The 25877-nt window shown below is 72.5% G+C and carries 24 protein-coding genes; 9 read left to right on the top strand and 15 right to left on the bottom strand.

What is annotated here, in order from left to right; genetic code table 11:
- The first annotated feature begins 95 nt into the window (after positions 1 to 95).
- Both ACN27D_RS21015 and gabT read left to right on the top strand, forming a co-directional pair.
- Positions 96 to 1532 (top strand): gamma-aminobutyraldehyde dehydrogenase, encoded by a 1437-nt coding sequence (locus tag ACN27D_RS21015; RefSeq protein WP_421499788.1) that lies wholly within the window; start codon positions 96 to 98, stop codon positions 1530 to 1532.
- Positions 1533 to 1538: 6 nt separating this feature from the next.
- A complete protein-coding gene (gene gabT, locus ACN27D_RS21010; RefSeq protein WP_421499787.1) occupies positions 1539 to 2810 on the top strand; it encodes a 4-aminobutyrate--2-oxoglutarate transaminase in 1272 nt (423 codons plus the stop codon).
- A 67-nt stretch (positions 2811 to 2877) separates the two neighbouring features.
- On the opposite strand, the gene ACN27D_RS21005 is transcribed toward gabT, so the two are convergent.
- The 6 genes from ACN27D_RS21005 to ACN27D_RS20980 all read right to left on the bottom strand — a co-directional run bounded on the left by ACN27D_RS21005 (position 2878) and on the right by ACN27D_RS20980 (position 9327).
- Positions 2878 to 3537, bottom strand: coding sequence for a hypothetical protein (locus ACN27D_RS21005; protein ID WP_421499786.1), 660 nt, complete (start codon positions 3535 to 3537; stop codon positions 2878 to 2880).
- Between the two features lie 75 nt (positions 3538 to 3612).
- Complete coding sequence (locus tag ACN27D_RS21000; protein ID WP_421499785.1) at positions 3613 to 4248, bottom strand: M15 family metallopeptidase; 636 nt, start codon at positions 4246 to 4248, stop codon at positions 3613 to 3615.
- The gene (locus ACN27D_RS20995; protein WP_421499784.1) at positions 4245 to 5378 is read right to left on the bottom strand and encodes a D-alanine--D-alanine ligase family protein; all 1134 of its coding nucleotides are present in this window, start codon (positions 5376 to 5378) and stop codon (positions 4245 to 4247) included. Before ACN27D_RS20995 ends, ACN27D_RS21000 begins: the two co-directional genes overlap by 4 nt.
- The gene (locus ACN27D_RS20990) at positions 5375 to 7498 is read right to left on the bottom strand and encodes a pyridoxal-phosphate dependent enzyme (protein ID WP_358169573.1); all 2124 of its coding nucleotides are present in this window, start codon (positions 7496 to 7498) and stop codon (positions 5375 to 5377) included. The genes ACN27D_RS20995 and ACN27D_RS20990 overlap by 4 nt, the downstream gene beginning before the upstream one ends.
- Positions 7499 to 7612: 114 nt before the next feature.
- Positions 7613 to 8665 (bottom strand): sensor histidine kinase, encoded by a 1053-nt coding sequence (locus tag ACN27D_RS20985; RefSeq protein ID WP_120571537.1) that lies wholly within the window; start codon positions 8663 to 8665, stop codon positions 7613 to 7615.
- Positions 8662 to 9327, bottom strand: a complete 666-nt coding sequence (locus tag ACN27D_RS20980) for a response regulator transcription factor (protein WP_120571538.1) — start codon at positions 9325 to 9327, stop codon at positions 8662 to 8664. The genes ACN27D_RS20985 and ACN27D_RS20980 overlap by 4 nt, the downstream gene beginning before the upstream one ends.
- A gap of 237 nt (positions 9328 to 9564) precedes the next feature.
- Here ACN27D_RS20980 and ACN27D_RS20975 point away from each other — a divergent pair, with 237 nt between their 5' ends.
- The 4 genes from ACN27D_RS20975 (at position 9565) to ACN27D_RS20960 (ending at position 13322) form a co-directional block, all read left to right on the top strand.
- A complete protein-coding gene (locus ACN27D_RS20975; protein ID WP_421499783.1) occupies positions 9565 to 10845 on the top strand; it encodes a transcriptional regulator in 1281 nt (426 codons plus the stop codon).
- A gap of 40 nt (positions 10846 to 10885) precedes the next feature.
- Positions 10886 to 12391, top strand: a complete 1506-nt coding sequence (adh, locus tag ACN27D_RS20970; RefSeq protein WP_421499782.1) for an aldehyde dehydrogenase — start codon at positions 10886 to 10888, stop codon at positions 12389 to 12391.
- The gene (locus tag ACN27D_RS20965) at positions 12391 to 12738 is read left to right on the top strand and encodes a DUF779 domain-containing protein (RefSeq protein WP_121685212.1); all 348 of its coding nucleotides are present in this window, start codon (positions 12391 to 12393) and stop codon (positions 12736 to 12738) included. The genes adh and ACN27D_RS20965 overlap by 1 nt, the downstream gene beginning before the upstream one ends.
- 134 nt (positions 12739 to 12872) lie before the next feature.
- On the top strand, positions 12873 to 13322 hold the full coding sequence (locus ACN27D_RS20960; RefSeq protein ID WP_421499781.1) for a hypothetical protein: 450 nt from the start codon (positions 12873 to 12875) through the stop codon (positions 13320 to 13322).
- Between the two features lie 19 nt (positions 13323 to 13341).
- Here ACN27D_RS20960 and ACN27D_RS20955 read toward each other — a convergent pair whose 3' ends face one another.
- The 9 genes from ACN27D_RS20955 to ACN27D_RS20915 form a co-directional block, all read right to left on the bottom strand.
- A complete protein-coding gene (locus ACN27D_RS20955; protein ID WP_013284175.1) occupies positions 13342 to 13653 on the bottom strand; it encodes a helix-turn-helix domain-containing protein in 312 nt (103 codons plus the stop codon).
- Positions 13650 to 14042 (bottom strand): type II toxin-antitoxin system RelE/ParE family toxin, encoded by a 393-nt coding sequence (locus ACN27D_RS20950; protein ID WP_355506541.1) that lies wholly within the window; start codon positions 14040 to 14042, stop codon positions 13650 to 13652. The genes ACN27D_RS20955 and ACN27D_RS20950 overlap by 4 nt, the downstream gene beginning before the upstream one ends.
- 40 nt (positions 14043 to 14082) lie before the next feature.
- Positions 14083 to 15096: an agmatinase gene (gene speB / locus ACN27D_RS20945; RefSeq protein ID WP_421499780.1), complete on the bottom strand. Its 1014-nt coding sequence runs from the start codon at positions 15094 to 15096 to the stop codon at positions 14083 to 14085.
- On the bottom strand, positions 15093 to 16295 hold the full coding sequence (locus ACN27D_RS20940; protein WP_421499779.1) for a saccharopine dehydrogenase family protein: 1203 nt from the start codon (positions 16293 to 16295) through the stop codon (positions 15093 to 15095). Before ACN27D_RS20940 ends, speB begins: the two co-directional genes overlap by 4 nt.
- Positions 16295 to 17716 carry an NAD(P)/FAD-dependent oxidoreductase gene (locus tag ACN27D_RS20935; RefSeq protein ID WP_421499778.1) on the bottom strand — a complete coding sequence of 474 codons (1422 nt, stop codon included), beginning with the start codon at positions 17714 to 17716 and terminating at the stop codon, positions 16295 to 16297. Before ACN27D_RS20935 ends, ACN27D_RS20940 begins: the two co-directional genes overlap by 1 nt.
- Positions 17713 to 18546: an ABC transporter permease gene (locus ACN27D_RS20930; RefSeq protein ID WP_421499777.1), complete on the bottom strand. Its 834-nt coding sequence runs from the start codon at positions 18544 to 18546 to the stop codon at positions 17713 to 17715. The genes ACN27D_RS20935 and ACN27D_RS20930 overlap by 4 nt, the downstream gene beginning before the upstream one ends.
- Positions 18543 to 19451: an ABC transporter permease gene (locus ACN27D_RS20925; RefSeq protein WP_135243417.1), complete on the bottom strand. Its 909-nt coding sequence runs from the start codon at positions 19449 to 19451 to the stop codon at positions 18543 to 18545. Before ACN27D_RS20925 ends, ACN27D_RS20930 begins: the two co-directional genes overlap by 4 nt.
- A 351-nt stretch (positions 19452 to 19802) precedes the next feature.
- The gene (locus ACN27D_RS20920; RefSeq protein WP_421499776.1) at positions 19803 to 20960 is read right to left on the bottom strand and encodes an ABC transporter ATP-binding protein; all 1158 of its coding nucleotides are present in this window, start codon (positions 20958 to 20960) and stop codon (positions 19803 to 19805) included.
- Entirely contained in the window at positions 20957 to 22141 is a 1185-nt protein-coding gene (locus ACN27D_RS20915) for an extracellular solute-binding protein (protein ID WP_421499775.1), read from the bottom strand. Before ACN27D_RS20915 ends, ACN27D_RS20920 begins: the two co-directional genes overlap by 4 nt.
- A 205-nt stretch (positions 22142 to 22346) precedes the next feature.
- Between ACN27D_RS20915 and ACN27D_RS20910 the strand changes: the two genes are divergently transcribed.
- The 3 genes from ACN27D_RS20910 to ACN27D_RS20900 all read left to right on the top strand — a co-directional run bounded on the left by ACN27D_RS20910 (position 22347) and on the right by ACN27D_RS20900 (position 25739).
- Positions 22347 to 22859 (top strand): Lrp/AsnC family transcriptional regulator, encoded by a 513-nt coding sequence (locus tag ACN27D_RS20910; protein ID WP_018787551.1) that lies wholly within the window; start codon positions 22347 to 22349, stop codon positions 22857 to 22859.
- Between the two features lie 148 nt (positions 22860 to 23007).
- Positions 23008 to 24354, top strand: a complete 1347-nt coding sequence (locus ACN27D_RS20905) for an aspartate aminotransferase family protein (protein ID WP_135243415.1) — start codon at positions 23008 to 23010, stop codon at positions 24352 to 24354.
- A 5-nt stretch (positions 24355 to 24359) separates the two neighbouring features.
- Complete coding sequence (locus tag ACN27D_RS20900; protein WP_421501180.1) at positions 24360 to 25739, top strand: NAD(P)/FAD-dependent oxidoreductase; 1380 nt, start codon at positions 24360 to 24362, stop codon at positions 25737 to 25739.
- The last annotated feature ends 138 nt before the right edge of the window (positions 25740 to 25877 follow it).

The following is a 25877-nucleotide window of genomic DNA, read 5'->3' as shown; positions in this document are numbered from 1 at the left end:
ACCCTTGTCTGCCTCGGATTTAGTAGCCAAGATGGCAGTCAGATTGCGATAACCTCCGCTGACCCTCTCCCCGGCCACCCTCTCGGAGACTTCTGATGAGCGACCAGCAGCAGCTGCGCAACTTCGTCAACGGCGAGTACGTCGACCCGGTGGACGGCGGCTACGCCGACCTGATCGACCCGTGCACGGGCGAGGTCTTCGCCCAGGCCCCGGTCTCCGGCGCGGCGGACGTGGACGCGGCCATGAAGGCCGCCGCCGCCGCGTTCGAGACCTGGCGGGACACCACGCCGGCCGAGCGGCAGCGGGCGCTGCTGAAGTTCGCCGACGCGGTGGAGGCGCGGGCCGCCGAACTGGTCGACGCGGAGGTCCGCAACACCGGCAAGCCCCGGCAGCTCACCGCCGACGAGGAGCTGCCGCCGGCGGTGGACGAGCTGCGCTTCTTCGCCGGGGCGGCCCGCCTGTTGGAGGGGCGCTCGGCCGGTGAGTACATGGCCGGGCACACCTCGTACGTGCGGCGCGAGCCGATCGGCGTCTGCGCCCAGGTGACGCCCTGGAACTACCCGCTGATGATGGCGGTCTGGAAGATCGCCCCGGCGCTGGCGGCCGGTAACGCGGTGGTGCTGAAGCCGTCGGACACCACGCCGGTGTCGACGCTGCTGCTGGCCGAGATCGCCGCCGAGCACCTGCCGCCGGGCGTGTTCAACGTGGTCTGCGGCGACCGCGACACCGGCCGTACGCTGGTCTCCCACCCGACCCCGCAACTCGTGTCGATCACCGGCTCGACCCGCGCGGGCATGGAGGTCGCCGCCGCGGCGGCGCCGGACCTGAAGCGGACGCACCTGGAGCTGGGCGGCAAGGCCCCGGTGGTGATCTTCGACGACGCGGATCTGGCGGCGGCGGCCGAGGCGATCGCGATGGGCGGCTACTTCAACGCGGGCCAGGACTGCACGGCGGCGACCCGGGTGCTCACCGGGCCGGGCATCCACGAGGACTTCGTGGCCGCGCTGACCGAGCAGGCCCGCAACACCCGCACCGGCGGGCCGGACGACGCCGACGTGCTCTACGGTCCGCTGAACAACGCCAACCAGCTCGCCCGGGTGAGCGGCTTCGTGGACCGCCTGCCGGACCACGCGAACGTCACCACCGGCGGGTCGCGGGTGGGCGAGCGCGGCTTCTTCTACGCCCCGACGGTGGTCTCCGGCGTACGGCAGACCGACGAGATCATCCAGGACGAGGTGTTCGGGCCGGTCATCACCGTGCAGCGGTTCTCCGACGAGGACGAGGCGGTGCGCTGGGCGAACGGCGTCGACTACGGCCTGTCCGCCTCGGTGTGGACGCGCGACCACGGCCGGGCCATGCGGATGACGCGGCGGCTCGACTTCGGCTGCGTCTGGGTGAACACGCACATCCCGTTCGTCTCCGAGATGCCGCACGGCGGCTTCAAGCACTCCGGCCACGGCAAGGACCTGTCGGTCTACAGCCTGGAGGACTACACCCGGGTCAAGCACGTCATGCACAACATCGAGGGCTGATCGGCGATGGCGACCAGCGAGGAGTTGCACAAGCGCCGGGTGGAGGCCGTGGCGCGGGGCGTGGGCAGCACGATTCCCGCGTACGTGGACCGGGCGGGCGGCGGCACGATCACCGACGTGGACGGCCGGGAGTGGATCGACTTCGCGGCCGGCATCGCTGTCACCAACGTGGGCAACTCCGCGCCGCGCGTGGTCGAGGCGGTACGCGCGCAGGTCGAGCGGTTCACCCACACCTGCTTCATGGTGGCGCCGTACGAGTCGTACGTGGCGGTCTGCGAGCAGCTCAACGCGCTGACCCCGGGTGGTTTCGAGAAGCGCTCGGCGTTGTTCAACTCCGGCGCCGAGGCGGTGGAGAACGCGGTGAAGATCGCCCGGCACGCGACCGGGCGGCCCGCGGTGGTGGTGTTCGACCACGCGTACCACGGCCGGACCAACCTGACCATGGCGCTGACCGCGAAGAACATGCCGTACAAGCACCGGTTCGGGCCGTTCGCCGGTGAGGTCTACCGGGTGCCGATGTCGTACCCGCTGCGCGACGGCGGGCTGGACGGCGCCACCGCGGCGGCCCGGTCGATCGAGATGATCGAGAAGCAGGTGGGCGCGGAGAACGTGGCCGCGCTGCTGATCGAGCCGATCCAGGGCGAGGGCGGTTTCGTCGTACCCGCCGAGGGGTTCCTGCCGGCGTTGCGCGAGTGGGCGACGGCGGCCGGCGTGGTGTTCGTCGCCGACGAGATCCAGACCGGCTTCTGCCGCACCGGCGACTGGTTCGCCTGCGCGCACGAGGGCGTCGAACCGGACCTGATCACGCTGGCCAAGGGCATCGCGGGCGGGCTGCCGCTGGCGGCGGTGACCGGCCGGGCGGACCTGATGGACGCGGTGCACGTCGGCGGTCTCGGCGGCACGTACGGCGGCAACCCGATCGCCTGCGCCGCCGCGCTCGCGGCGATGGAGACGATGCGGGAGCTGGACCTGGCCGCCGCCGCACGCCGGATCGGTGCGGTGATGGGCGAGCGGCTGGACGCGATCGCCGCCGGTGACCCGCGCGTGGCCGAGGTACGCGGCCGGGGCGCGATGCTCGCCGTGGAGATCGTGCGGCCGGGCACGCTGACCCCGGACCCGGCCGCCACGGCGGCGGTCTCGGCCGCCTGCCACGCGGCCGCGCTGCTCACGCTGACCTGCGGCACCTACGGCAACGTGCTGCGGTTCCTGCCCCCGCTGGTCATCTCCGACGACGAGCTGGGCCGGGGACTGGACATCCTGGCGGCCGCCTTCGGCTGACCCCGGACGTGGAACACCATGGGCCCGATCTCCCCCAGGACCGGCCCATGGTGTTCCGCCCGGAGGATCAGCGGAGCAGCTCGACGGTGTTACGGCGGACCAGGTTCTTGCCGGGTTCCCGGATCGCGTCCATGGCCGCCGTGTTCAGCAGCACGCAACTGCCCGACGGTCCGGTGACGGTCACGGTCACGGCCTTGTCGTTGTCCAGGTTCGTCACCCGCAGCCGAGTGCCGAGCGGGAACTGGCCGCTGGTGGCAGCGGGTGCCCCGCCCTCGGCGAAGAACGTGAGCGCGCCGGAGCAGACGCTGCCGCCGATCGGCTGCGCCGCGCCCGGGCGGGTCTCGCCCGGTTGCGCGCCGGGCGCCGGGGCGCCGGCGCCGTCGAGGCGTTCCACCACGTTGCGGCGGATGACGTTCTTGCCCGGCTCACGTACCAGGTCCATGGCGGCGGCGTTCAGCAGCATGCAGCTCCCGGACGGCCCGGTCACTGTCACAGTGGCCACCTTGCGGTTGTCCAGGTTCGTCACCCGCAGCCGGGTGCCCACCGGGAACCGGTCGCTGGTCGCGGCCGGTGGCCCACCCTCGGCGGAGAAGGTCACCGACCCGGCGCAGACCGACCGCGCGGCCGGCGCGGTGTCCGCGAATCCCAGTCCGGTGCCCACCGAGACCGCCACCGTGGCGGTCACCGCCACAGTGGCCGCCAGCACGTGCTTACGCTGCACCCTCACGTTCTCTCCCGTCGTCGCTGTCGTTCGACGCGTGGTACGGACGGGAGGGCCGGACCGTTCACCCGGACTCGTGGACTACACCGGACCGTAGCGGGTGTGTGGCGCTCCGGTCATCAGCGCCCAGTACCGATCGCCGTAGGACCAGTGCCACCACTCCGTCGGGTAGTTCACCAATCCCGCTCCGCTCAGCGCCGCCACCAGCAGGTTCCGGTTGCGCCACGCGCTCACCGGGATGTGCCGGGCCGCGGTGAAGCAGGCGTCGGCGCTCTCCTCCGGGGTGGCGTCGAGCGCGGTGCCCATGTCCAGTTCCACACCGCTGGCGTCACACAGGGTGAGGTCGACTGCGCCGCCGGTGCTGTGCGGGGCCACCTCGACCGGCGAGACGAACTTGGTCGTCTCCCGGTGCAGCCGGTCCGCCGGCCAGTCCGGGTGGCGCCGCCGCAACTCGTCCCGGTAGCCGGTGAAGATGTCGAGCTGCGCCCGGTACGGCCGGTAACCCTCCACCACGAGCAGGCGCAGCCCGGCCGGCAGCGCGCGCTGCGCGGCCAGCAACCGGTCCGCGACACCACGCCGCACCCGGGCGTACGCCCCGGCGGGATCGGCGGCCCGCCCGTCCACCCGCAGCCCGGGCACCTCGCGCAGGTCCACCAGGGGTTCGCCGTCGTCCCGGCTGGACACCGCGGCGACCCGGGGGTCGGAGAGCAGGATCACGGCGTACCCCCAGGGTGTTCACGCGACGGCCGGGCCGCGTGCCGGGCGAAGGCGAGCGCGACGAGCCGGTCCACCACCTCGGGGTACGCGACACCCGACTCGGCCCACACCTTCGGGTACATCGAGTGCGCGGTGAAGCCGGGCAGCGTGTTCAGCTCGTTGACGAACAGGTCGCCGGTGGCCTCGTCGTAGAGGAAGTCGACCCGGGCCAGGCCCCAGCCGCCGATCGCGGTGAACGCCCGCACCGACAGCTCGCGGATCCGCTCGGTGACCTCGGCGGGTAGCGGCGCCGGGACGATCATCGGGTCGGCGTCGCCGAAGTACTTCTGCCGGTAGTCGAACCAGCCGCCCGCGACCCGGACCTCGCCGACCGCCGACGCCTCCGGCTGCCAGCCGCCGAGCACGCCGCACTCCAGTTCCCGGCCGGTCACGCCCTGCTCGACGAGCACCACGTGGTCGTGCCGGAACGCCTCCTCCACGGCCGCCACCAGGTCGTCGCCGTCGGCGACCCGGGAGATGCCGATCGAGGAGCCCATCCGGGCGGGCTTGACGAACAGCGGCCCACGCAGCCCGACCACCAGCTTCTCCGGGTCGTCGGCGGCCCGCCAGGTCGGTTCGTCGAACCAGACGTACGGCGTGGTCGGCACGTCCTCGGCGCGCAGCGCCCGCTTCATCGCCACCTTGTCCATGCCGACGGCGGAGGCGAGGATGCCGCACCCGACGTACGGCACACCCAGCGATTCCAGCAGCCCCTGCACCACGCCGTCCTCGCCGTACGGGCCGTGCAGCACCGGAAACACCACGTCCAGTTCGGCGTGCACAGTGGCCGGGGCGTCGGCCGCGCTGACCGCCACAGTGCCGGCGGCTGCCCCGCGCCGCAGCTCCACCGCCTCGCCGGTGACCGGCAGCCGGTCGTCGATCGCCCGTCCGCCCGCCACCGTCCCGAGGTGCTGCGCGAGCACCGGCTCCGGCAGCAGCCGGATCCCCCCGGTACGCGTGATGCCGAGCGCCACCACCCGGTGCCCCTGCTCCGCGAGGGCGCGGGCAACGCCGAGCGCCGAGGCGCAGGAGACCTCGTGTTCCGCCGACGGGCCTCCGAACAGGACACCGATCCGCACTGTCGACCTCATGCCGCAACTCCCACAGTCATCCGGTCGCCCGCCAGCCGGGCCACCAGGTCCGCTTCCACGTTTCCGCCGGTCAGCACCACGCCGACCGTCAGTTGCCGCCCGCCGTCCGACGGCCGGGCTTCGGTCCCGCCGCCGCTGGGACGCGCCATCTCGCCCAGCCGCAGCGCGCCGGCCAGCGCGGCCGCGCCGGACGGCTCGACGAGCACCTTGAGGTCCAGCAGAAGCAGCCGGAACGCCTCGACGATCGCGTCGTCGTCGACCCGGACCACCCCCCGCACCGCGGTCCGGGCCACCGCGAACGGCAGGTCGCCGACGCACCCGGGACGTAGCCCGTCGGCCAGGCTCGGCGCCGGGGCGACGGGTGTGGGCCGTCCGGCGGCCAGGCTGCGCGCGAGCGAGTCGCACCCGACCGGCTCCACGCCGTACACCTGGATCGGCGTTCCGGCCGCTGCCAGGCAGGCCCCGGCGATGCCGCCGCCCCCGCCCACCGGCACCACGAGCGCGTCCAGCGGAGTGCCGCGCCGCGCCGCCTCCTCGATCAGTTCCAGGCTGGCGCTGCCCTGCCCGGCCACCACGTCCGGGTGGTCGTACGCGTCGACGAGCGGGTGGCCCTCCACCTCGGCGATCCGCCGGGCGACGGCCAGACGCTCCTCCACAGTGGTGCCGGCCCGCACCACCCGCGCCCCGGCCGCACGTGCCCGGTCCACCTTGACCGGCGCGGCGTCCACCGGCAGCACGACAGTGGCGGCGACACCGTGCCGGCGGGCGGCGAGCGCGACCGCTACCGCGTGGTTGCCGGTGCTCTGCGCGACCACACCGGTGTGCCCGGCGGCGGCGAGCCGGCCCACCGCCAGCATCGCGCCGCGCATCTTGTACGAGCCGCCGTCCTGGAGGTTCTCCGCCTTGAGCAGGACGCGGGTGCCGGCCAGGCGGTCGATCGCCGGGCTGTGCAGCACGGGGGTACGCACCACCCGGCCGGACAGGGCGCGCGCGGCCTCCTCGACATGTGTTCGGTCCGGCAGCGCCGGCACGTCGATTCGGGACATGGTCTCTCCTTCGGGATTCGAGTGGGCGCGGCGGCGCGGCAGGTCGAACAGCCAGTGCGCGCCGAGCGCGGTGAGGCCGCGGTGCGCGGCGAGGCTCAGTGCCAGCACGAGCGCGGTGAGCAGGACCGGGTAGACGGTCACGAGCAGCGCCCGGGCGGGACCGGCCAGCCCGGCCACCGGCGCGGCGAGCAGCCGGTCCAGCAGCGCCAGCACCGGCATGTGGATCACGTAGACACCAAGCGTGCGGCGGCCCAGCCGGGCCAGTGCCGGACCGGCCACGCGGTGCCGGGCCAGCCGGGCGGCGGCGGTCAGCCCGAACGCCACCGCGAGCACGGAGACGAGCAGGTACACGCCGGGCCACCTCTGCGCACCGGCGAACGCCATGACGGCCAGCCCGACCGCGTACGCGGCGCCGGTGCCGGCGAGCCGCCGGGTGCTCGCGCCGTCCGCCCACCGCGTGAGGTACGGCCGCAGGTGCACACCGGCCAGGAAGAACACCAGGTTCTGGTAGACCTGCCCCCGGTTGCCGGGGCTGTCGAGCAGCCCGGTGGCGGCCACCGCGGACAGCGCGCCCGCGGCGGTCAGCAGGACCGCCGGGTGCACCCGGCGCAGCGCCTTCGCGATCGCGAAGTAGAGCGCCAGCGCGTACAGGTACCACAGGTTCGAGGGCGTCACGGTGAGCTGGGCCAGCAGTTCACCGGGGTCGGTGGCCCGGTCGGTCGGGAAACCGGGCGCCGGCGCCAGCAGCGCGGTGTGGATGAGCAGCCAGGCCGCGTAGAGGTAGAGGTTCCGGGCGATCCGGGGCCGCCCGGACACCCGCCACGGGCGGGCCACGGCGTTCGCCGCGAAGACGCCGGAGATCGCGAAGAACAACGGCATCCGCAGCGGCAGCAACTGCTCGCCGAGCAGCCCCCACGCGCCCGGCACCGGCAGGCCGACCCGCCAGTCGATGCGCAGGTAGTCCTTGACGACGACGTGCCAGAGCACCACGAGCACGATGCAGGCGCCCTTGGCCACGTCGGCCCAGACCACCCGGCCGTCGGGCGGTGCGTTCCCCTCGGTGCGGGTCGGCACGGCGGTCTCCTCTCGGCCGTCTTCGGGGCGGGCGGCGGTGCCGCCGGTCCCGTTCTCGGGCAGGTGTCATCGCGGGACGCCGCGACGCGGCTCCCGGAGGTCGTGTGTGAGATGTCAGCCCACGGAGGGCAGGTGGACGTCGACCCGCAGGCCGCCGTCCTCACCCGGGCGGGCGGCGATGATGCCGCCGTGCGCCTGGGTGATGGAGCGGGCGATGGCCAGGCCGAGCCCGGCACCGCCGCCCTGGTTGGTCCGGTCCCGGGCGAGGCGCCGGAACGGCTCGAACAGCCCGTCGACCGCTTCGGCGGGGACGCTCTGCCCGCTGTTGGTGACTGTCAGCGCGGGGTCGCCGCCGACTGTGACGACGAGCCGCCCGCCCTCGCGGTTGTACTTGATGCCGTTCTCCACCAGGTTCGTGACCAGGCGTTCCAGCAGTACCCGTTCGCCGGTCACGATCCGGGGCGACAGCCGGCTCTCCACTGTCACGCCGGCCCCGGCGGCCCGGTCGGCGTACGCGGCCAGCACGCCGGTGACGATCTGTTCGAGGCGTTGCGGGGTGGAGGACCGCAGGCCCTGGTCGCTCTCGCTGAGCGCGAGCAGCCCTTCGATCAGCCGCTCGTTGCGTTCGTTCGTGGCGAGCAGTTGGGCGGTCAGCAGTTCCAGTTGCTCGCCGGTGAGCGACTGGGCCATGCCGACCTCGATCAGGGTGCGCTGCACCGCGAGCGGCGTACGCAGCTCGTGCGAGGCGTTCGCGGCGAACCGCCGCTGCCCCTCGTACCCGGCGGTGACCCGGTCCAGCATGTCGTCGATCGCGCGGCTGAGCCCGGCCAGCTCGTCCCGGCCGCCGCGGCGGATCCGGTAGCCGAGGTTCTGCGGCCCCAGGTTCGCGATCGGGGCGGCCAGGTCGTGCACCGGGCGCAGGCACCAGCGGGCAGCACCCCACACCGCGAATCCGGCAGCCACCAGCACCAGCAACTGGGTCACCAGCGGCAGCAGCGGCACGAACGGACGGCCCGGCTCGCACACCGCGCCGATCGTGGCCAGGCCGCAGAACCACTGGGCCTGCCCCCACACCAGTTCGAGCAGCGACTTGACCATGTTGGGCACGAAGAACCCGGCGAGCAGGGCAAGCACCCCGACCAGCAGGATGCGACGGCGGGGGCTCACTCCGGCGCGCCGATCCGGTAGCCGGCCTTCGGCACGGTGTGGATGACCGACGGCTGGCCGAGCTTCTTGCGCAGGGTCATCACCGTCACCCGGACCGCGTTGGTGAACGGGTCGGCGAACTCGTCCCACGCCTGTTCCAGCAGCTCCTCGGCGCTCACCACCCGGCCGCCGGCCCGCATCAGCACGTGCAGGACGCCGAACTCCTTCGGGCTCAGCCCGAGCGCGCGGCCGTCCCGGGTCGCGGTGTGCCGGGCCACGTCGAGCACCACGCCGTGCCGCTCCAGCACCGGCGGGAGCGCCGGGGTGGACCGGCGGCCCAGCGCCTGCACCCGGGCCACCAGCTCGGCGAACGCGAACGGCTTGGTCAGGTAGTCGTCGGCGCCCAGCCCGAGACCGGCGACCCGGTCCCGGATGCCGGCGGCGGCGGTGAGCAGCAGCACGCGGGTGCCGGCGTCGGACCCGGCCAGGCTCCGGCACACCTCGTCGCCGGTGGCGCCGGGCATGTCCCGGTCCAGCACCGCCACGTCGTACCGGTTGACCCCGATCCGTTCCAGCGCGCCGTCGCCGTCGTAGCAGACGTCCACCGCCATGGAGAACCGCCGCAACCCCTCGGCGACCGTGTCCGCCAAGAGCCGCTCGTCGTCCGCCACCAGCACCCGCACCCTTGCGCTCCCCCGTGTCTTCCCTGGTTGTCCGGCACACCCTCGCAGGCCGGAGTTAAGGGTTCCGTAAGCGTCCGCAGCAGCCATCCTCCACGCGGGCCGGGCTGCGACAACCGGCGCAGAGCCGTCTGGGCCGTTCGTCCGGTCCTCGGGCGGCGCGAGCACCGCTGAAGTGACCCGGATCACGCATTGGCGCTCGGGGGTGAGGTGGGTCACGATGGGTGGAAGGAGGCGCTGGTGGCTGACCCGTGGCTCGCCCTGGAGTTCGGCGCGGATCCGGCGGAACGGATCGCGCAGGTCGGTGCCGCCCACGAGGCGTTCCTCACCAGGGGCGCCACCGGCGGCGTCCGGGACGTGGTCGCCCGTTCCTGGGAGCGGTCCGCGCTGCTCGACCCGGAGGCCACCGCACCGGTCGACCTCACCGACGACGCGCTGGAGACCTACCGCGCCGCGCACCCGCTGGCCCGGGTGATGCCGCTCTTCCGCGACCTGCTCGGCGGCATCGCGCAGGACGGCGCGCACCTGATGGCGGTCTGCGACGCCGCCGGCCGGCTGCTCTGGGTGGAGGGCCATCCCGGGGTGCTGCGGCACGCCGAGCGGATGAACTTCGTACCCGGCGCCCGCTGGGACGAGGCGCACGCCGGCACGAACGCCCCCGGCACCGCCCTCGCCGTCGACCACGGCGTGCAGATCTTCGCCACCGAGCACTTCGTCCGGCCGGTGCAGCGCTGGACCTGCGCCGCCGCGCCGATCCACGACCCGGTCAGCGGCGCGCTGCTCGGGGCCGTCGACATCACCGGCGGGGACCACCTGGCCAACCCGCAGAGCCTCGCCCTGGTCCGGGCCACCGCCCGGGCCGCCGAGGCGTTCCTGGCCGGCGCCGCGCCCGCCGCGCCGGACGTGGCGTACGTGTCGGCGCTCGGGCGCGACGAGGCGGAGCTGCGCGTCGGCGGCCGGCGCATCCGGCTCGGCCGGCGGCACAGCGAACTGCTGGTGCTGCTCGTCGACCACCCCGAGGGGCGCACCGGGGAACAGCTCGGCCTCGACCTGTACGGCGACGACCGGCGGCACCCGGTCACGTTGCGCGCCGAGCTGTCCCGGCTGCGCCGCGTGCTGGGCGAGGAACTGCTCGACTCCCGCCCGTACCGGCTGCGGCCGACTGTGCGCGCCGACTTCCGTACCGTCACCGAACTGCTCGAACGTGGCGATCCGGCGGCGGCGCTGCGCGCGTACCCCGGGCCTCTGCTGCCCGGGTCGGACGCGCCGGGAGTGGCGCGACTACGCCGACTGGTCGACGGCCAGCTGCGCGCCGCCGTGCTGGCCGGCGCCGACCCGGGGCTGCTCGCGGCCTGGACCGCGACGGCGGCCGGGGCCGACGACCTCGCCGCGTGGCAGGCCCTGGCCCGGGCGCTGCCGCCGGGCGCGCCCCGCCGGCCGCTCGCCCTCGCGCGGGCCCGCCAGCTCGCCGAGGAGTACGCGCTGCCGCGCGCAACGTTGCTGCAACGTCGCGGAAACTAGCCTGCCCGCCATCCACCCCAGACGGACGGCGGAGGTACCCATGACGCGCTACGACGCCCCCACCCACTGGCAGTCCCGCTACGACCACTACATCGGCGGCGAGTACGTGAAGCCGCACGGTGGCAAGTACTTCGAGAACCCGACCCCGGTGACCGGGCAGACCTTCTGCGAGGTGGCCCGGGGCACCGCCGAGGACGTGGAGAAGGCGCTCGACGCGGCGCACGGCGCGGCCGACGCGTGGGGCCGCACCTCGGTCGCCGAGCGTTCGCTGATCCTCAACCGGATCGCCGACCGCATGCAGGACAACCTGGAGTCCCTCGCGATCGCCGAGACGTGGGAGAACGGCAAGCCGGTACGCGAGACGCTCGCCGCCGACATCCCGCTCGCGATCGACCACTTCCGCTACTTCGCCGGGGCGATCCGGGCGCAGGAGGGCTCGCTCGGCGAACTCGACGACGACACGGTGGCCTACCACTTCCACGAGCCGCTCGGTGTGGTCGGGCAGATCATCCCGTGGAACTTCCCGATCCTCATGGCGGTGTGGAAGCTCGCCCCGGCGCTCGCCGCCGGCAACGCGGTGGTGCTCAAGCCGGCCGAGCAGACGCCCGCCTCGATCCACTACCTGCTCTCGCTGATCGGCGACCTGCTGCCGCCCGGCGTGATCAACGTGGTGAACGGCTTCGGCGTCGAGGCGGGCAAGCCGCTCGCGTCCTCGTCGCGGGTGGCGAAGGTGGCGTTCACCGGCGAGACCACCACCGGGCGGCTGATCATGCAGTACGCCAGCGAGAACATCAAGCCGGTCACGCTGGAACTGGGCGGCAAGAGCCCGAACATCTTCTTCGACGACGTCAGCGCCGCCTCCGACGACTTCCTGGACAAGGCCCTGGAAGGCTTCACCATGTTCGCGCTCAACCAGGGCGAGGTGTGCACCTGCCCGTCCCGGGCGCTCATCCAGCAGGGCCACTACTCCGACTTCCTCGCCGCCGCCGTCGAGCGGACGAAGGCGGTCAAGCAGGGGCACCCGCTGGACACCGACACGATGGTCGGCGCGCAGGCCTCCAACGACCAGCTGGAGAAGATCCTGTCCTACCTGGACATCGGGCGGCAGGAGGGCGCCCGCGTGCTGACCGGCGGTGAGCGGGCCGACCTCGGCGGCGAGCTGTCCGGCGGCTACTACGTCCAGCCGACGATCTTCGAGGGCGACAACTCGATGCGGATCTTCCAGGAGGAGATCTTCGGCCCGGTGGTCTCGGTGACCTCGTTCGCCGACCTGGACGACGCCGTGAAGATCGCCAACGACACGCTGTACGGGCTCGGCGCGGGCGTGTGGACGCGGGACCTCAACACCGCGTACCGGGCCGGGCGGGCGATCCAGGCCGGCCGGGTGTGGACGAACTGCTACCACGCCTACCCGGCGCACGCGGCGTTCGGCGGCTACAAGCAGTCCGGCATCGGCCGGGAGAACCACAAGATGATGCTGGAGCACTACCAGCAGACCAAGAACCTGCTGGTCAGCTACTCGCCGAAGAAGCTGGGCTTCTTCTGATGGCTGACCCGGTGACCCTGACCCCCGCGGCGGCCGACCTGATCCGGTCGCTGCGGGGGCAGCACGGCCCGCTGATGTTCCACCAGTCCGGCGGCTGCTGCGACGGCAGCGCCCCGATGTGCTACCCGGCCGGTGAGTTCCGCACCGGCGGCTCGGACGTGCTCCTCGCCTCGCTCACCGTCGACGGGGTGCCCGAGCCGGTGGAGTTCTGGATGTCGAAGGCCCAGTGGGAGCTGTGGCAGCACACCCGGCTCACCGTCGACGTGGTGCCCGGCCGGGGCAGCGGCTTCTCCCTGGAGGCCCCGGAGGGAGTGCGCTTCCTCATCCGCTCCCACCTGAACCGCTGATCTGTCCGAGATCTTGCAGCTCGTGGGCATCGCGGCGGTGGGATGCTGACGCCGTCCAGTTCGGAGTCCGCGTCCCACCACCGCTCGAGTCGCTACCGGGTCGCGTTCCGCCACCGCCCGACAGGAGACCGCGCATGAACTCGGTCCGACAGCCAGTGCTCGCCGCCGGCCTCACCGCCCTCGCCACCGCCGCCACGCTCGGGCTCGCGCCGGGCGCCGCCGTCGCCGCCCCGGCGGCCTCCCCCCGCATTTCCGTCAACTGGTTCGGCGCAGCCGACGTCCGGGCGCACACCGCCACCGTCGGCGGCCGGTTCGACTGCGGCGCCGAGCGCGGCCTCGCGTACATCGAGGTGCACCTGGAGCAGTGGGCACGGCGCGGCACGGTCACCGGCTTCGGGTTCGGCGTGATCGGCGCGTGCACCGACGAGCGCACCGCCGGCACCTGGACCGCGACGATCCCGGCCGACCAGGGCGCGTTCCGCCCCGGCCCGGCCACCACGATCGCGCGCCTGGTGGTCGAGCCCAACTCCCTCACCGAAACCACCGAACGCGTCCGCCTGCGCCCCCACTGCGCCCGCCCCTGACCGCGTCGGCGGCCTCCGGTCAGGCGATCTGCCGGAGGTCGTCGCCGTAGTCGAAGATGATCCGCAGCCGGGCGCCGAGGGCGTTGGCATATCGGCTGAGCGTGGCCACCTCGTTGACGTCGAGGTCGCCGTTCTCGATCTGGCTCACCCGGCCGGGTGTGACCCCCATGATCTCGGCGACCTGCCGCTGGGTGAGCCCCAGCCGCTTGCGCTCCTCCGCCAGGTGGAACGCGCTCACCCACGCGTCGGTCCGGGCGCGCTCCGCCTCGTACGCCTCGTCGTCACCGCCGAGTTCGGCGCGGACCTCGTCCCAGTGATAGAACTCCGTCACGACTCCCCCCTTCGCTCGCGCTCGCTGTCGAGCCAAGCCTTGTAGGCAACCTCCGCCGCCGGGATGTGCTGCCGGTACCAGCGGGCCCAATTGCCCGCCTTGTTGCCGGCGACCAGGAGGACCGCCTGCGACCAGGGATCGAAGACGAACAGCACCCGGATAGCCACGTCCCGACCGGAGCGGGGCCGCAGCTCCTTCAGATTACGGAGGCTGCTTCCACGCAGCGTGTCCACGAGCGGGCGACCCAGCCCTGGCCCGACCTCGGCCAGCTTGTCCACCGCCACCCGGACGCTCTCGTACGACGCCGGGTCGTGGTCCCGCAGGTCACGCAGCCAGTGCCGGACCTCTCCGGTCACCCGGACCGACCAGCGCTTCCCGTCCGCACCCATGCCCCGACTATAGCCCGGGCTAAACATCCCGGGCTACCAGTCAGCGGTCATCCAGGAGCGGCTGGGTGGGGTTCCATGGGGTTCCGGTTCTTGCGTCGCGGCGGCGGCGGGCTATCGCGGACAGCGCCTCCAGCACCACCCGGTTGCCCAGGTACGCGGTGATGTCGGCGTGGTCGTACGGCGGGGCGACCTCGACCACGTCCAGCCCGACCACCGGCAGCTCGTAACAGACCCGGCGCACCGCGTCGAGCAGCTGCCGGGACGTGAACCCGCCCGGCTCCGGCGTGCCGGTTCCCGGCGCCATGCCCGGGTCGACCACGTCCACGTCGACGGAGAGGAACACGCCCTCGCACTCGTCGGTGGCGATCCCGAACGCCTCGGTGAGGCAGGTGTCCAGGCCGCGCGCCACGATCTCGGTCATCTCGTACGAGCGCATCCGCTGTTCCGCCATCCACGCCAGCGTGTCCGGGCCGGGCCAGTAGCCGCGCAGCCCGATCTGCAGGAAGCGGTCGCCGCGTACCGCGCCGGACTCGATGAGCCGCCGCATCGGCTGGCCGTGGCCGTGCAGCGAGCCGAACTCGACGTCCCCGGTGTCGGCGTGCGCGTCGAAGTGCACCAGCGACACCCGGCCGAGCCCGTGGTGCCGGGCCACCCCTGTCGCGTCGGGCAGCGCGATGGAGTGGTCGCCGCCGAGGATCACCGGGATCGCCCCGGCCGACGCGACCGCGTGTACGGCGGTCTCCAGCGCGGCGAGCGAGCGCTCGATGTCGCCACCGAACATCTCGACGTCGCCGGCGTCGTAGACGCACAGGTCCTTCAGCCCGTCCACGCGCAGCGCCAGCGACGGGCGGGAGCCGTCGTGCGGCAGGTAGCAGGCCTGCCGGATGGCGGACGGCCCGAACCGGGTGCCCGGCCGGTGCGAGGTGCCACCGTCGAACGGCGCCCCGATGATCACCACGTCCGCGTCGGCGGACGTGACCGGCTCCTCGACGGTGCACGGCGGCACACCGAGGAACGTGATGTCGGGACCGTACATCGGGCCGTACCGGGTCATCGTTCCTCCATCCCCCACGGCGAACCGTAGCCGGTGAGCAGGTCCAGGAAGGGGGTCGGCGGGAACGCCTCCGGGCCGAGCACGCCCGTGCCCGTCCAGGCGCCGGTGGCGAGCAGTTCCAGCGCGACGACCGGGTTGACGGCGGTCTGCCAGACCACCGCCTGGTGGCCGTACTCGGCCATGGACCACTCGTTGTCGACCACGTGGTACAGGTAGACGCGGCGCGGGCGGCCGTCCGGCCCGGTGCCGGTGACGTACGTGCCGGCGCAGGTCTTGCCGCTCATCCGGTCGCCGAGCGTGGCCGGGTCGGGCAGCGCGGCGGCCACCAGGTCGCGCGGCGACACGTCGACGCCGCGTACGCGCACCGGCTGGGTCGAGTCCAGCCCGAGTTTGTGCAGCGTGCGCAACACCTCGATGAACTCGGTGCCGAGGCCGTACTTGAAGGTGACCCGCTTCGCCGGCACCCAGCGCGGGATGAGCAGCACCTCCTCGTGCTCGACGTTGACGCACTCGACCGGGCCGATCCCGGCCGGGAAGTCGAAGACCTCCGGCTCGCTGAACGGTTCGGTGGTGAACCAGCCGCGCCCGGCCTCCCAGATCACCGGCGGGTTGAGGCACTCCTCGATGGTGGTCCAGATGGAGAACGACGGCGCGAAGTCGTACCCGGCGACTGTGAGGTTCGCGCCGTCGCGTACCCCGATCTCGTCGATCTCGGCGAACAGCTCGTCGGCGGCGTAGCGGGCGAAGACGTCGGACAGGCCCGGTTCGACGCCGATGCCGCACAGCGCGAGCCGCCCGGCGGCGGCCCACCGCTGCGCGACGGCGAACTGCTCGTCGCCGAGCTTGACCCCCGTCTCGGCGTAGGGGCGCTCGGGGTGCGGCCGGGACAGCGACATGGCCATGTCCAGGTAGTCGGCCCCGGCGGCGAACGCGCCGTCGAAGATCGGCATGACGAAGCGCGGGTCGACGGCGTTCAGCACGTGGGTGATGCGGTGTTCCCGGCACAGCGCGGCCACCGCGTCGGCGGAGGAGGCGTCCACAGTGGCGGCGACGAACCGGTCGCCGTGCCCGGCGACTGCCCGTGCCGCACGCGCCGCTTCGTGGTCGGCGACCACCATGAGCTCGAAGAAGGAACGGCGGGCGGCGATGGATACGGCGGCGGAGCCGACGCCACCGGCGCCGACGAGGAGGATACGCATCAGGAGTCGAACCCCAGTCCAAGACGGTCGAGAGTACGGAGCCAGAGGTTGCGTCGGCCGTCGCGCGCGTCGGCGCGGGCGAGCGACCAGCGGGTGAGGTTGATGCCCACGGACCGGGCCGGTTCCGGCGGGAACGGCAGCGGCTTGCGGCGCACCAGGTCGAGCCGGGTCAGCGGAGTGTCCGCGCCGGAGAGCAGGTCGAGCGTGACGCGGGCGCCGAACCGGGTCGCGCCGACGCCGAGCCCGGTGAACCCGGCCGCGTACGCCAGGCGCCCTTCGTACGCGGTGCCGAAGAACGCGCAGAACCGGGTGCAGGTGTCGATGACGCCACCCCAGCGGTGACTGAACCGCACATCGGCGAGCTGCGGGAACGTGGAGAAGAAGTGCGACGCCAGCGTGGTGAAGGTGGCCTCGCGCTGCTCCAGCGCGGACGCCACCCGGTTGCCGTAGTGGTAGATCGCGTCGTAGCCGCCGAACAGGATCCGGTTGTCGGCGGTGAGCCGGTAGTAGTGGAACTGGTTGCCGGTGTCGGCGAGCCCCTGCCGGTGCCGCCAGCCGATCGCGTCGCGCTGCGCGGCGGTCAGCGGCTCGGTCGTCAGCGCGTAGTCGTAGACCGGCACGATCCAGGAGCGCAGCCGGCGCAGAAGTGGCGGGAACGCGTTCGTGGCGAGCACGACCTGCCGCGCCCGTACCGCGCCGGGCGCCGCGTCCGCGCCGCCCGCCGTGGTGGCGCGCAGCCCGGCGCCGTCGCGGGCCAGGCCGATGACGCGGGTGTGCTCGTGCACGCGTACGCCCAGGTCGAGCGCGGCCCGGCGCAGTCCCCAGGCGAGCTTCGCCGGGTCGAGCAGGGCCACCCGGTCGGCGTCCCACATCCCGCCCAGGTACGTCGGCGACGCCACCTCGGCGCGTACCTCGTCGCGGTCGAGCAGCCGCACGTCGTGGCCGTACCGGCGGGCCAGCGCGGCGTCGGCGGCGAGCCCGTCGAGCTGGTACGGCTCGACCGCCACCGCCAGCTCGCCGGTACGTTCGAGGTCGCAGTCGATGTCGTACTTCGCCACAGTGGCGGCGATGGCGTCCAGGTTCTCCCGGCCCAGCCGTTCCAGCTCACCGATCTCGCCGGGGAACCGCTCGACGCCGTTGGCGAGCCCGTGGGTCAGCGACGCGGCGCAGAACCCGCCGTTGCGCCCGGACGCCGCCCAGCCGCACGTGCCCGCGTCGACGAGCAGGACGTCGCGGTCCGGGTCGGCCTCCTTGGCCAGCAGCGCGGTCCACAGCCCGGCGTACCCGCCGCCGACCACGAGCAGGTCGGCGGTGTGCGACCCGGCCAGCGGCGGCAGCGGGTCGGGGCGAACCGGGCGGTCCAGCCAGTACGACACGGGCGCGGCGTCGGCCAGCGCCCGGCCGGTATGCGGGAGTGTCATGGCTTGCCCGCCGGTGTGGCGACCATCGCGAGGGCGGCCCGCCGCGCCCGCCGCCCACGCAGCGAGGTGGCCCCGACCAGCAGCAACGCGATCACGAACATGGCCGTGCCGATCACGTTGACCTGCGGCGGGATGCCCCGCTGGGAGGCGCCCCAGACGTACATGGGGAACGTGACAGTGGTGCCGGCGTTGAAGTTCGTGATGATGAAGTCGTCGAAGCTCAGCGAGAACGCCAGCAGCGAGGCGGCCACGATGCCGGGCAGCACCAGCGGCAGCGTGATCCGGCGGAACGTCTGCCACTCGCTGGCGTACAGGTCCATCGCGGCCTCCTCCAGCCGCCGGTCCATGCCGGCGAGCCGGGCCTTCACGGTGACCACGACGAACGACACGCAGAACATGACGTGCGCGATGACGATGGTCCAGAAGCCCTGCGGCACCCCGGCGGCGACGAAGAGGGCGAGCAGCGAGGTGCCCATCACCAGTTCCGGGGTGGCCATCGGCAGGAAGATCAGGCCGTTGAGCCCGGACCGGCCGCGGAAGCTGTGCCGGACCAGCGCGAACGCCATCAGCGTGCCGAGGAGCGTGGAGACGACCGTGGCGATGAGCCCGATCTGCATGCTGCGCACCACGGCGTCGCACATGTCCGAGGTGGCGCAGGGCTGCCTCCAGTTGTCGAGCGTGAACTCGTTGAAGTCGTAGGAGAGCCGGCTGGAGGGCCGGTTGAAGGACAGGCCGGCGACCACCATGATCGGCAGCGTCAGGTAGCCGAGGACGAGCAGGGCCACGCCCATCACCCACCGGTCGGCGAACCAGCGCCTGAGTCCGTTCACAGGACCTCCTCCGTGCCGGCCTTCCGCAGGTAGACGAAGACGATCGCCAGGATCGCGGCCATCAGCAGGAACGACAGCGCCGCCCCCTGCGGATAGTCCAGCCGGACCAGGAACGCCGAGTCGATGACGTTGCCGATCATGTACTCGTTCGGCGTACCGAGCAGCTCGGCGTTGATGTAGTCACCGGTGGCCGGGATGAAGAACAGCAGCGTGCCGGCGATCAGGCCGGGCATCGACAGCGGCAGCGTGACCTTGGCGAACGCGCGCAGCGGGCTCGCGTACAGGTCGCTCGCCGCCTCCAGCAGCCGGGGATCGAGCCGCTCCAGGCTCGCGTACAGCGGCAGCACCAGGAACGGCAGGAAGTTGTACGTCAGGCCGAGCACCACGGCGATCGGGGTGGCCAGCAGCCGGCCGTCCGGGCCGAGCAGGTGCACGTCACGCAGCAGCCCGACCAGCGCGCCGTTGTCCGACAGGATGGTCTTCCAGGCCAGCGTGCGCACCAGGAAGCTGGTGAACATCGGCGCGACCACCGCCACCAGCAGCAGGTTCTTCCACCGGCCGGCCTTCTGCGCGATCGCGTACGCCAGCGGATAGCCCATCAGCAGCGCGAGCACCAGCGCGATGGCCGAGTAGAGGAACGACCGGGAGAACTGCGGCCAGTACGCCTGCAACGCGTCCGGGTAGTTGCCGAACGCCCAGGTCATCGCGTACCCGGTGGAGAGCGACCCGGCCGGGTCGTAGAGGCTGGCGGAGGCGAGCTGCACCAGCGGGAGCGCGAAGAAGACGAGCAGCCAGACCGCGCCGGGCAGCAGCAACAGGTACGGCAGGAGGCGGCTGCGCCCGCGCCGCACCGGCGGCGGCACCGGCTTCCCGGCGGAGGTCGGTACGTGGGCCAGCGCGCTCATGCCGCCACTCCGCTTCGCTCCGCGCCGCCATGAGGCACCTTCGCGCTGAGCCTGCCGATTCGCTCGCTGCGCGCGCTCATGCCGCCACTCCGCTTCGCTCCGCGCCGCCATGAGGCACCCTCGCGCTGAGCCTGCCGATTCGCTCGCTGCGCGCGCTCATGCCGCCACTCCGCTTCGCTCCGCGCCGCCATGAGGCACCCTCGCGCTGAGCCTGCCGATTCGCTCGCTGCGCGCGCTCATGCCGCCACTCCGCTTCGCTCCGCGCCGCCATGAGGCACCCTCGCGCTGAGCCTGCCGATTCGCTCGCTGCGCTCGCTCATGCCGCCACTCCGCTTCGCTCGCTGCGCTCGCTCATGCCGGCGCACCCACCGGCGGCTCGTCGAGCAGCGGCGTGGTCTGGTCGTCCTCACCGGCGGCCCGGGGCAGCAGGAACGCGTGCCGCGGATCCCAGTGCGCGGTCACCGCCGTACCGACGGCGAGCCGGCCGCCCAGCCCGCTGTTCGCGGCGAACGCGGACAGCTCGCTGCCCCACGCGGTGCGCACGAGGTACTGGGTGCTCACCCCGACGTAGGAGGTGTCGGTGACCACGCCGCCGACGTGCTGGTGCCCGGCCGGCACCCGGTCCGGGCCGACGGCCAGGTGCAGCTTCTCGGGACGTACGCCGAGGAAGGCCGGCCCGTCGGTGAGCCGGGCCCGGCCGGCGGGCACCGAGAAGCGCGCGCCGTGCGCCGTGACCAGCACGTCGTCGGCGGCGCGGCCGCCGGCTTCGGCGGCGAGCAGGTTGGACTGGCCGAGGAAGTTCGCCACGAAGGCGGTGGCCGGGTACTCGTAGATGTCGGCGGGCGCGCCGAGTTGCTCGATCCGGCCTGCGTTCATCACCGCGACCGTGTCGGCCATCGTCATGGCCTCCTCCTGGTCGTGGGTGACGTGCACGAACGTGATGCCCACCTCGGTCTGGATCCGCTTCAGCTCGATCTGCATCTGCCGGCGCAGCTTCAGGTCGAGCGCGCCGAGCGGCTCGTCGAGCAGGAGCACCTGCGGGTGGTTGATGAGCGCCCGGGCCAGCGCGACGCGCTGCTGCTGGCCGCCGGAGAGCTGGGCCGGGCGGCGCCGGCCGTACCCTTCGAGCTGCACCAGCGCGAGCATCCGCTCGACCTGGTCGCCCACCTTGCGGATGCCGCGGCGGCGCAGCCCGAACGCCACGTTCTCGTGGATGTCCAGGTGCGGGAACAGGGCGTAGCTCTGGAAGACGGTGTTGACCGGCCGCTTGTACGGCCGCAGCCCGGCGATGTCCTGGTCGCCGAGCAGCACCTGCCCGCTGGTGGGCTGCTCCAGCCCGGCGATCATCCGCAGCGTGGTGGTCTTGCCGCAGCCGGACGCGCCGAGCAGGGCGAAGAACGAGCCCCGCGGGACGGTGAGGGTGAGGTCGTCGACGGCGGTGAAGACGCCGAACCGCTTGGTCAGGTCGACCAGTCGCAGGTCGCCGGCCGGGGTCTGCTGCCCCTTCACGCGCCGATCACCTGCTGGAACTTGGTCTCGTACTCCTTCTCCTGCGCTTCGTCGAGCGCCATGAAGACCTTGGCCTTGGACAGCATCGCGTCGTCCGGGAAGATCAGCGGGTTGGTGGCCAGATCCGGGTCGATCTTCTCCATCTCGGCCTGCGCGCCCTGCACCGGGCAGATGTAGTTGACGTACGCGGCCAGCTTCGCGGCCACCGCCGGGTCGTAGTAGTGGTTCATCAACGCCTCGGCGTTGGCCTTGTGGGTGGCCTTGTTCGGCACGAGCATGTTGTCCGACCAGAGCATCACGCCGGACTCGGGCACCACGAACTTGATCTTCTCGTCCTCGAAGCCGAGCTGGACCACGTCGCCGGACCAGCCGATGCACGCGGCGATGTCGCCCTTGGCCAGGTCGGGCGCGTAGTCGTTGCCGGTGAACCGCCGGATCTGCTTGCTGTCCACGGCCTTCTTGAGCTTGTTCAGCGCGTCGTCGAACTGGGCGGCGGTGAACTTGGCCGGGTCGTGGCCGAGCGACTGGAGCAGCAGGCCGATGGTGTCGCGCATCTCCGACAGCACTGTCACCTTGCCCTTGAGATCGGGGCGGGTGAGCAGCTCGTCGACGGTGCGGATCTCCTTGGTGACCTTCGCGTTGTAAGCGAGCCCGGCCAGACCGGACTGCCACGGGACCGCGAGCTGGGTCTCGGCGTCGAAGGAGCGCCCGCGCAGCGACGGCAGCAGGTTCGCCTCGACGTTGGGCATCTTCGACTTGTCCAACTTCTGCACCCAGCCGAGGCGGATCATCCGGGCGGCCATCCAGTCGGTGAGCACCATGATGTCCCGGCCGGTGCTCTGGCACCCGGCGAGCTGGTTGCGGACCTTGCCGAAGAACTCGTTGTTGTCGTTGACGTCCTCGGTGTACGTCACCTGGACGCCGGAGGCGGCGACGAACGCGTCGAGCGTGGGGCGCTTGGACTCGTCCTTCTCGTCGGTGTCCATGTACTGCGGCCAGTTCGAGAAGGCGACCTTCTTCTCGGTGGCGGACAGATCCTCGCTCTTGCAGCCGGCTTCGGTCTGCTGGGCGCCCTTGGTCCCGCAGCCGGCCAGGGTGCCCGCGGTGGCGAGCAGCGCGGCCGAGCCGACGGTCCCGGTGAGCAGACCACGCCGGGTGAGGGTCCGGAGGGGACTACGCATGTGACGACTCCTTGGGGGGCATCGTCGGCGGCGGGACGGGGGCGGCGCGCCGGCGGGAGGGTCAGTGGCGATGGACGACTGATCCTGACATGAGAAAACCTCTCTCACAAGGGATTCCGTTGCCGGAATAGCCAGTCGCCACGAAATACGCCAGACTGCACGGGGCACTACGCTCAACACGGAGATTCGGACACGAGGAGCGTCGATGGTCAACCGGCACCAGGAGATCGGGAACGGCAACCGCCGGGTCACCGTGCGTGAAGGCGCCAATCACGCTCTGCTCGACGACGTGGCCAAGCAGATCATCGAGCAGCTCCAGGAGGACGGGCGCCGCCCGTACGCGAGCATCGGCAAGGCGGTCGGCCTCTCCGAGGCAGCGGTACGCCAGCGGGTGCAGCGGCTGCTGGACGCGGGCGTCATGCAGATCGTCGCGGTCACCGATCCGCTCCAGCTCGGCTTCCCCCGCCAGGCCATGATCGGGCTGCGTACCGACGGCGACCTGGAGCCGGTCGCGGACCGGCTGGCCGAGTTCGAGGAGATCGACTACGTGGTGATCACCGCCGGCTCGTTCGACCTGCTGGCCGAGGTGGTCTGCCGCAACGACGCACACCTGCTGGAGATCCTCCAGAAGCTGCGCGGCGTCCCCGGGGTGCTCTCCACCGAGGCGTTCGTCTACCTGAAGCTGCGCAAGCAGACCTACAGCTGGGGCACCGCCTGATGCGGATTCCGTTGACAGCGCAGTGATACAGCGCTGAATCCGTCGCGTTGAAGCTTGTTCGCTTGCCTTATCGGCATCGCCTGTGGGATAACCGTGGGCAGAGCGGCCGGTGTCACCCCTGACCGGCCCGAGACCCGATGGGGCTGACATGGCCAACGCCACCGACCACCTGTGGATGCACTTCACCCGCATGGCGAGCTACCCCGCCGGCGAGGTTCCGACAATCGTCCGGGGCGAGGGCGCGTACGTCTGGGACGCCCAGGGCCGCCGCTACCTGGACGGGCTGGCCGGGCTGTTCGTCGTCAACGCCGGCCACGGCCGCGCCGAGCTGGCCGAGGCGGCCGCCAAGCAGGCCGGCGAGCTGGCCTACTTCCCGCTCTGGTCGTACGCCCACCCGAAGGCCGTCGAGCTGGCCGAGAAGATCGCCACGCTCACCCCCGGCGACCTGAACCGAGTCTTCTTCACCACCGGCGGCTCCGAGGCCGTCGAGGCGGCGTGGAAGCTGGCGCGGGCCTACTTCAAGCGCACCGGCAAGCCCACCAAGCACAAGGTGGTCAGCCGCTACATCGCCTACCACGGCACCTCGATGGGCGCGCTGTCGATCACCGGCCTGCCCGGCATCAAGACCGACTTCGAGCCGCTGGTGCCGGGCGGCATCAAGGTGCCGAACACCAACTTCTACCGGGCCCCCGAGCACGGCGACGACGCCGAGGCGTTCGGCCGCTGGGCCGCCGAGGAGATCGGCCGGGCCATCGAGCGGGAGGGGCCGGAGACGGTCGCCGCCGTCTTCCTGGAACCGGTGCAGAACTCCGGCGGCTGCTTCCCGCCGCCGCCCGGCTACTTCGAGCGGGTACGCGAGATCTGCGACGCGTACGACGTGCTGCTGGTCAGCGACGAGGTGATCTGCTCCTGGGGCCGGCTCGGCGAGTACTTCGGCGCCGTGCGCTACGGCTACCAGCCGGACATCATCACCACCGCCAAGGGCATCACCTCCGGCTACGCCCCGCTCGGCGCGATGATCGCCAGCGAGCGGCTGATGGAACCGTTCCTCACCGAGACCGGCATGTTCGCGCACGGCGTGACGTTCGGCGGCCACCCGGTCTCCTGCGCGGTCGCGCTGGCCAACCTGGAGGTGTTCGCCCGGGAGGACCTGATCGGGCACGTCCGGGCCAACGAGGGCGCGTTCCGGTCCACCCTGGAGAAGCTGCACGACCTGCCGATCGTCGGCGACGTGCGCGGCGACGGCTACTTCTACGGCATCGAGCTGGTCAAGGACAAGACGACCCGGGAGACGTTCGACGAGGCCGAGTCCGAGCGGCTGCTGCGCGGCTTCCTGTCCACCGCGCTGTTCGACGCCGGGCTCTACTGCCGGGCCGACGACCGGGGCGACCCGGTGGTGCAGCTCGCCCCGCCGCTGATCGCCGACCAGCAGCACTTCGACGAGATCGAGCAGATCCTGCGCGGGGTGCTGACCGAGGCGTGGTCCCGGCTCTGACGCCGATGACCGACTACCGGCATCTGTCGTACTGGCTGTCCGGCCTGGACGAACCGCTGACACCGCGACCCGGGTTGCCCGGCGACACGGACGCCGACGTGGCGATCGTGGGCGCCGGGTACACCGGGCTGTGGACGGCGTGGTACCTGGCCGAGGCCGACCCCACGTTGCGCGTCGTCGTGCTGGAGCGGGAGATCGCCGGGTACGGCGCGTCCGGGCGCAACGGCGGCTGGTGCTCGGCGCTGTTCCCCACCTCGCTGCCGGCGCTGGCCCGGCGGCACGGCCGGGACCGGGCACTGGCCATGCAGCGGGCCATGCACGACACGGTCGGCGAGGTGGGCCGGGTCGCCGCCGCCGAGGGCATCGACTGCGACTGGCGGGCCGGCGGCACCGTGACGCTCGCGCGCGGCGAGGCCCAGCTCCACCGGGCCCGGGCCGAGGTCGCGCAGGCCCACGCGCACGGGCTGACCGACGACGACCTGACGCTGCTCGACGCCGGCGAGGCCGCCGCGCGGTGCAACGCCGAGGGGGTACGCGGCGGCACGTACACCCCGCACTGCGCCGCCGTGCACCCGGCGAAGCTGGTCCGGGGCCTGGCCCGGGCGGTGGAGCGCCGGGGCGTACGCATCCACGAGCGCACAGCGGTGACCGCGCTGCGACCGGGCGCGGCGGTGACGGCGGCGGGCGTGGTCCGGGCGCCGGTGGTGGTCCGCGCGACCGAGGGCTACACGCCGGGGCTGCCCGGCCAACGGCGTGCGGTGGCGCCGGTCTACTCGCTGATGGTGGCCACCCCGCCGCTGCCCGAGGAGACCTGGGCCCGGATCGGGCTGGCGGAGCGGGAGACGTTCTCCGACTACCGGCACGTCATCGTGTACGGCCAGCGCACCGCCGACGGCCGGCTCGCGTTCGGCGGGCGGGGCGCGCCCTACCACTTCGCCTCCCGGGTGCGGCCGGGCTTCGACCGGGAGCCCCGGGTGTTCGCGGCGCTGCGCCGGGCGCTCGCGGAACTGTTCCCGGTGCTCGGGCCGGACGTGCCGGTGACGCACGCCTGGGGCGGGCCGCTGGGAGTGGCCCGGGACTGGTCCGCGTCGGTGGGGCTGGACCGGCGTACCGGGCTGGCCTGGGCGGGCGGCTACGTCGGCGACGGCGTCGGCACCAGCAACCTCGCCGGGCGTACGCTCGCCGACCTGATCCGGGGCGTGGAGAGCGACCTCACGGCGCTGCCCTGGGTCGGGCACCGCTCCCCCCACTGGGAACCGGAGCCGCTGCGCTGGCTGGCGATGAACGCCGGCCTGAAGATCATGTCCTCAGCCGACCACACCGAGCACCGAACCCATCGCCCGTCCCGCCGAGCAGACCTCTTCAACCACTTCCTGGGCCACTGACCCACTCCCCGTTCCACCCCACCCCACCCCACCTCACCCCGTTGATCATGAAGTTGACGGCACTCAGGGAGATCGAAAACGCCGTCAAGTTCATGATCGACGCGGTGAGGGGCGGGGGCGCGGGCCGGGGGGCGGGCG

It is taken from the genome of Micromonospora sp. WMMD1274 (assembly GCF_049179035.1).
Lineage (GTDB): Bacteria > Actinomycetota > Actinomycetes > Mycobacteriales > Micromonosporaceae > Micromonospora > Micromonospora tulbaghiae.
The sequence above is the reverse complement of the archived record's forward strand: the minus strand, read 5'-3'. Positions and strand labels throughout refer to the sequence as shown.